Annotated in this window: 3 protein-coding genes and 1 pseudogene; 2 read left to right on the top strand and 2 right to left on the bottom strand. The window is 68.8% G+C overall.

Annotation, left to right across the window (positions count from 1 at the left end):
* Nucleotides 1–158: 158 nt before the first annotated feature.
* Nucleotides 159–1514, bottom strand: coding sequence for an extracellular solute-binding protein (locus tag ABZ794_RS30720; RefSeq protein WP_210781627.1), 1356 nt, complete (start codon nucleotides 1512–1514; stop codon nucleotides 159–161).
* 372 nt (nucleotides 1515–1886) lie between these two features.
* Here ABZ794_RS30720 and ABZ794_RS30715 point away from each other — a divergent pair, with 372 nt between their 5' ends.
* Both ABZ794_RS30715 and ABZ794_RS30710 read left to right on the top strand, forming a co-directional pair.
* Nucleotides 1887–2912 (top strand): LacI family DNA-binding transcriptional regulator, encoded by a 1026-nt coding sequence (locus tag ABZ794_RS30715; RefSeq protein ID WP_210781628.1) that lies wholly within the window; start codon nucleotides 1887–1889, stop codon nucleotides 2910–2912.
* A gap of 54 nt (nucleotides 2913–2966) precedes the next feature.
* Nucleotides 2967–3926, top strand: a pseudogene (locus tag ABZ794_RS30710) (family 43 glycosylhydrolase); the annotation flags it as partial.
* 63 nt (nucleotides 3927–3989) lie between these two features.
* Here the strand turns inward: ABZ794_RS30710 and ABZ794_RS30705 are convergent.
* Nucleotides 3990–6383: an RICIN domain-containing protein gene (locus ABZ794_RS30705; protein WP_210781630.1), complete on the bottom strand. Its 2394-nt coding sequence runs from the start codon at nucleotides 6381–6383 to the stop codon at nucleotides 3990–3992.
* Between the last annotated feature and the right edge of the window lie 56 nt (nucleotides 6384–6439).

Below are 6439 nucleotides of genomic sequence, written 5' to 3'. Positions count from 1 at the left end.
GGGGCCCTGCACCACCCCCGCCAACACCCCCGGGGGGGCCACACCCAACACCCCGCGGGCCCCGCCCGCGGGGCCCCCCGGTACGGGGGGCCCCCGCGTCGGGGTGGGGCGGGCGCGACGATCGTCGCGCCCGGTTGGTGCGCTGCCGAGGGCAGACGTCATCGGGACAGTTCCTTCTGATACTCGGCCTGGACCGCCTTCACGTACCCCTCGGGCGTCTGCTGACCGGCGATCAGCTTCTGCATCTCGGGCGTGATCGCGGCGGCGAAGATGCCGCCGGTCGCGTTCGCTGTGAAGTCCACAGCGCCGTTCTCGGTGCCGAGCTGCTGCGACGCCTTGAGGGTCTCGGCCAGCACCGTGTTCGGGGCGGCGCTCGGCACCGGCAGGTCACTCGGGCCGCCGGGGCTGGAACCGCCGACGGTCACCGAGATCTCGCGGGCCTTGGCGTTGGTGTGCACCCAGTTCAGGAAGTACGCGGCGGCGTCCGGGTTCTTGGCCTTGGCGGAGACGCCGAAGGTGTTGGGAGCGGACATCGCCACGTGCTTTCCACCGGGAGACTCGGTGGGGAAGAGGAAGAAGCCCACGTTGCCGGGCATCGACTTGTCGAGGTTGGCCGACTCCCAGTCGCCGTTGAACATGAACAGGCCGTTGCCCTTCTGGAACTCCCCCACCATTCCCGCGTAGTCCAGGGCGTTGGCGTCCTTGGTGAAGTAGCCGGCCTGGGCCCACTTCTGGATGGTCTGGGTGGCCTTCAGGGCGGCCGGGGTGTCGAACGTGGCCCCCGGCTTCTGGAAGATCCAGTCGGCGACCTGGGTCGGGTCGCCGAACTGGTTCTGTAGCGCCTGGTGCGGGAAGTTGATGCCAGCGGTGTTCTTGTTGAACTGCATGATCGGCTGGACCCCGCCGGTCTTCGCCTTGGCCAGCAGCTCCTCGAACTCGGCGACAGTGGCCGGTGGCTGGGTCATGCCGATCTGGCTGGCCAGCTTCTTGTTGTAGAAGACGCCGGTGACGCTGTAGCCGAGCCCCATCCCGTACAGCGAGCCGGTGCCCCGGGTGTTCTCGCCGACGCGCAGCTGCATGAGCTGCGAGGCGGGGAACTTGTCCCAGCCGTACGCGGTGAAGTACGGGTCGAGGTTCTTGAGCAGGTCGTCCTTGACCAGGTCGACCATGGTCGGGAGCCGGATGATGTCGGGCGAGTTGTCCGAGGCCATCACCCGGGGCGCGTTCTCCACGATCACCGTGAACTGGTCCTCGCGGATGTTGAACTTGACGTTCGAGTGCTGCTTGGAGAACTCGTCGGCCAACGCCTTGGCCAGCGGGAAGCCGGTCTCCGCGTACATCTCCAGGGTGATCGGGTCGGTGCCCAGCTCCGTCTTGACGGCGGCGTCGGACTTCTGGGTCGACGACCGGTCCTCGCCCGGCGCGCTGCAGGCCGTCGCGGTCATCCCGACCGCCAGCAGCGACGCGAGGAGCACCGTTCTCCGTCGCGGAAACTTTGTCAGCAATTCTGCCATCTCATGACTCCTTGACATCTCCACGCGTCCCGCGGCCCATGGCCGCGCGACGGCTCCACCGGGACCACCGCGACCGGGTGGCCGCCACGACACGTACGCCGTGACCTGTCGCCCGGGCGCAGCACCCGTACCGTCAGCGGAAAAGAACCCGGCACGGCCACCGAAGGCGCCTCTGGATGCACCAGAAGTGGTCGCTAAACTGATTTAGCAGAGCATGCGCGCGGCACGGGGAGCTGTCAAGGACAACTTGGCAACGGTGCGGAAACGTCGGGTTCACACCACGCCGACGTGACCGGCGCTCGATCCCGGGCGGCGACGCATCATGATGGGCGGGAGCGGCGCCTGTGGCACCGCGCCTGATTCGGAGGACTGATGGGCCGCAACAGAGCAACACTCGCCGACGTCGCACGGAAAGCCGGGTTGTCCAAGACCGCCGCGTCGATGGTGCTCAACGGCAGGGAGGGCACCCGGCTCTCGGCCGAGGCACACCAGCGGGTGTTCGCCGCCGCCGAGGAGCTCGGCTACCGGCCCAACCTCGCCGCGCGCAGCCTGCGCACCCGCAAGACGGCCACCATCGCGTTCGTCTCCGACATCGTGGCCACCACCCGGTTCGCCGGCGACCTCATCCGCGGCGCCCTCGACGCGGCCCGTGAACGCGACCACGTCCTGCTCATCACCGAGACGCAGGGCGACGCCACCTTCGAGCAGTACGCCATCGAGGCCGTCCTGGACCGGCAGGTCGACGGGGTGATCTACGCGGCGATGGCGACTCGACGGCTGACGGTGCCCGCGGCCATCCTCGGCGGCCCGGTGGTGCTGCTCAACGCCACCAGCCCCGACGGTCTGCCCAGCGTGGTCCCCGACGACGAGGGGGCCGGCCGCTCCGTCGCCACCGCCCTGCTGGAGCTTGGCCACCGCGACGCGATCGCGCTCATCGGCCGCAACCGACTCAAGGAGGACGACCCGGAGGTCTCGCTCGCCGCCCGCGCCCGCCTGCACGGCATCCGGCAGACGCTGGACGAGGCAGAGGTCGGCCTCCTGGCCGAGTGTTTCTGCACCGAGTGGTTGCCCGAGCACGGGTACGCGGCCATGCGTGGCCTGCTGAGCAAGCCGAGGCGACCCAGCGCGATCATCTGCATGAACGACCGGCTGGCCTTCGGCGCCTACCAGGCACTCGGCGAGGCGGGGCTGACCGTCCCGGAGGACATCTCGGTCATCTCGTTCGACGACGACCCGATCGCCGCCTGGTTGCGCCCGAGCCTGGCCACCACGGCGCTGCCGCACGAGCAGATGGGGCGGCGAGCGGTCGAGCTGCTCCTGGACGGGGGCGCCGTCGAGCCCTCGCTCGTTGCGATGCCCCTGCGCCGACGCCGGTCCCTCGCGCCTCCGCCCGGCTGACCACCGGCCCTCCGATCCGTGCCGCCGGGTTGACGTTGGCCGACGCTAAAACGGTTTAGTGCTAGTTTTCCGACCATGCTTCGTCTACCCGACCACTGGGTGTGGGACAGCTGGTACGCCCGGGACGACAACGGCCTCTGGCACGTGTTCTTCCTGCGCGCGTCCCGCGCCCTGCACGACCCGCACCGCCGCCACCGCCGAGCCACAATCGGCCACGCCGTCTCGGCGGACCTGCGCTCGTGGCGCCTGGTCGCCGACGCCGTGGTCCCCGCCGACGCGCCCAGCTGGGACGACCTGGCGACCTGGACGGGCTGCACGGTCCGCGGGCCGGACGGACGGTGGTACCTGTTCTACACCGGGGTCGGTCGTGCGGAGGACGGGCTCGTCCAACGCATCGGACTGGCCGTCTCCGACGACCTCATGACCTGGCACCGGCACGGCACCGAACCGATCGTCCAGGCCGATCCCACCTGGTACGAGCTGCTGGACAAGGAGCTGTGGTACGAGCAGGCGTGGCGTGACCCGTGGGTGTTCCCTGACCCCGACGGCGAGGGCTGGCACATGCTCATCACCGCCCGTGCCAACACCGGCCCGGCGAACACCCGTGGCGTCGTCGGCCACGCCACCTCCACCGACCTCGTCACCTGGACCGTCGCGCCGCCGCTGTCGACCCCGGTCGGCTTCGGTCACCTGGAGGTGCCCCAGGTAGCGGTCCTCGACGGGCAGCCGCTGCTGCTCTTCTCCACCGAGGCCACCGGCAGCGCTCGGCGCGACGACCACCGGATCTGGGTGGCGACCGGCGAGACCGTCCTCGGGCCGTGGGACATCGCGTCCGCCCAACCGTTCGCCCACCCACACCTGTACGCGCCCCGGCTGGTCCCCGGACCCGCCGACGACTGGTCCCTCATCGGCTTCCTCGACCACGTCGACGAGACGTTCGTCGGGGAACTCACCGATCCCATCCCGGTCCGCTACGAAGCCGCGACCGGGTTGACAGTGGTCGAAGCGCCGTAACCGGACAGGTCCGGGCCGAGGCGTCTCGCCCCGGCCCGGACCTGTCGGTGTCCAGCTACTGGATCAGCTGCGCAGTTGCCACTGCTGGTTGGTGCCGCCGGTGCAGGACCAGAGGATCAGCTTCGTGCCGTTCGCCGTGGCGGCGCCGTTGGCGTCCAGGCAGAGACCCGACTGCACGCCCGTGATCGTGCCGTTGGCGTTGACGTTCCACTGCTGGTTGGTGCCGCCGTTGCAGTCCCAGATCACCACCTTCGTGCCGTTGACGGTGCCCTGGCCGGAGGCGTCCAGGCACTTGGTGCCGTAGACCATGAGCTGCCGGCTCGCGGTGTGGGTCCACCGCTGGTTGGCGGCGTTACTGATGCAGTCCCAGATCTGGGCCTGCGTGCCGTTGGTCGTGCTGGAGTTACCGATCTCGGCGCAACGACCCGACTGGACGCCCACGATCTGCACGTTCGTCGGGTTGGTGCTGCCACCGCTCTGCACGCCGGCCGTGTTGATCACCGTTTGCGCGCCCGACGGCCAGTTGCCGTTGCTGACCGTGACGTTGCCGTTGACGACGTTGCCGCGGTCACCGTTCGTCACATTCGTGCTGTTGTTCGTCGACCAGTTGTTGGTGACCGTGAAGTTGCCCATGTTCTCCGCGTACCAGTAGTTGGCGGTGGCCCAGGTGCCGGTGGAGGAGAACACGTTGTTGCGGGCGGTGTAGTAGCGCGAGCCCTCGTCGAAGTAGAGCCCGAACCAGCCGTTGGTGCGCAGGCAGTAGTTCTCGGCGATCAACCCGCCCGGGTTCGCCGACAGCGAGTAGATGCACCCGCCGTCGGTCATCTGCTGCATGACGTCGTGCACATAGTTGCCGATGACCTGGTTGTTGGCAGCGGTGGTCGCCGTGGAGTAGCGCGGCTGGTAGTTGTACAGGCCACGGTTGGCGTAGTGCTGGCTGCCGCCGGCGTCGTTGGCGCCCCAGCCGTAGCCGATCGACAGGCCGGTGTACGGCATGTTGTAGACCTCGTTGTGCGAGACCAGCGAGGTGTTCACGTAGGTGGTCAGGATCGAGACGACGCCCCGGTACTCCAGACCGAGATCATGCACCTTGTTGTTGCTGATAGTGATGTTGCGGTTGACCATCCGCTGGTCACTGGGGTGGTGGGCGTCGGCCCGCACGCCGCCGACCACGACGCCACCGGCGGAGTTGCGGGCGATCTCAGAGCGGGTGACGGTGATGTTGTTGGCCCCCAGGCCGACACCGCTGGCGTGGGCGTTGGCGTCGTTGCCGATGCCGATCGCGGTCTGCCCGAGGTTGACGAACTGGGAGTCGCTGAACGTGATGGTGTTCGCCGCGGAGACCTGCACGGCGGCGGGCATCTGGTTCCAGTTGGGCCGGGTGGCCTCGAACTGGGGGCAGCCGGCCTGGCAGGAGGTCAGCGCGTCGGACGGACGGGACCAGGTGCCGGTGATGTGAGCGCCGGTCTGTTGGTCGGCGAAACCGTTGCTGCTGCTCGGGCCGAGCCAGCTGGTGCCGGTGAAGGTGATCCCGCTGAACGAGATGTGGTGCGCGGGCGCGTCGTAGGTGCCGCCGACGTTCACCAGGGACTGCAACTGCGGCAGCTCCACGCTGACCGAGCTCATGTTCTGCCCGGCGAGCGGGATGTAGTTGAGCTGGCCGTTGCTGGGGTTGAGGTACCACTCCCCCGCCGAGTCCAGGAACTCGTACGCGTTGGTCAGGTAGAAGGGCCCGGCGCGGTGCGGGCTGGAGAGGGTGTCGAACCCGAAGGTGTTGTTGTTCCACGCGGGCTGCTGCATCGTCAGGAAGTTTCCGCTGATGCTCTGCACCGGCGAGTACCGGTCGGTGAACGAGCCGACGCTCTCCACCTCGACACGGTTCTGGTTACCGAGGTTGTTCAGGTAGTTGAGCGCGCTGTTGGTGAACCGCATGCCGGACGTGGTGAAGGTGAAGTCGGAACGGTTCACTGCGGTGCGTGCCCGGGTGGCGACGGCCCCGTTGACGTAGAGCTGACGGGAGTCGAGCCCGGCGCCGACGTTGGCCCGCCAGATGTTCTTCCCGGAGTCGACGAGCGACCAGCCCGTGACCGCCCGGGCGCCGGTGATCGTCGGACGTGCCCCGGAGGCCGCCCGCCAGATCACCTGATAGCCGTTGTTGCCCGAGTCGGCCGCGGTGAACCGCAGCGGCGACGAGAGCCGGTACGCGCCGTTGGCCAACTCCACGACGATGTCACCGGACATCGCGCTGTTGATCGCCCGCACCGCGGTCTGCGCGGCGGTCAGCGAACAGGGTTGGCTGGCGGAACACGTGGTGCCGGTGCCGGAGGGCGACGCGTAGAGAGTGGTGGTGGCCGCGAGGGCCGGGGACGCCGAGGCGGTTACCGCCACTAGGGCGGTCACCGCTGTCGCGGCGGCGCCGGCCAGCAGTCGGCGCAGCGCCGGAAGGGACGAGGACACGGGACGGTGCTCCTGACATGAGTTCGGGGTGGGGGTGGTGGAACGGCCTCGACCAG

Source organism: Micromonospora sp. NPDC047187 (assembly GCF_040643355.1).
Lineage (GTDB): Bacteria > Actinomycetota > Actinomycetes > Mycobacteriales > Micromonosporaceae > Micromonospora > Micromonospora salmantinae.
This window is presented reverse-complemented; position numbering and strand designations above follow the sequence as displayed.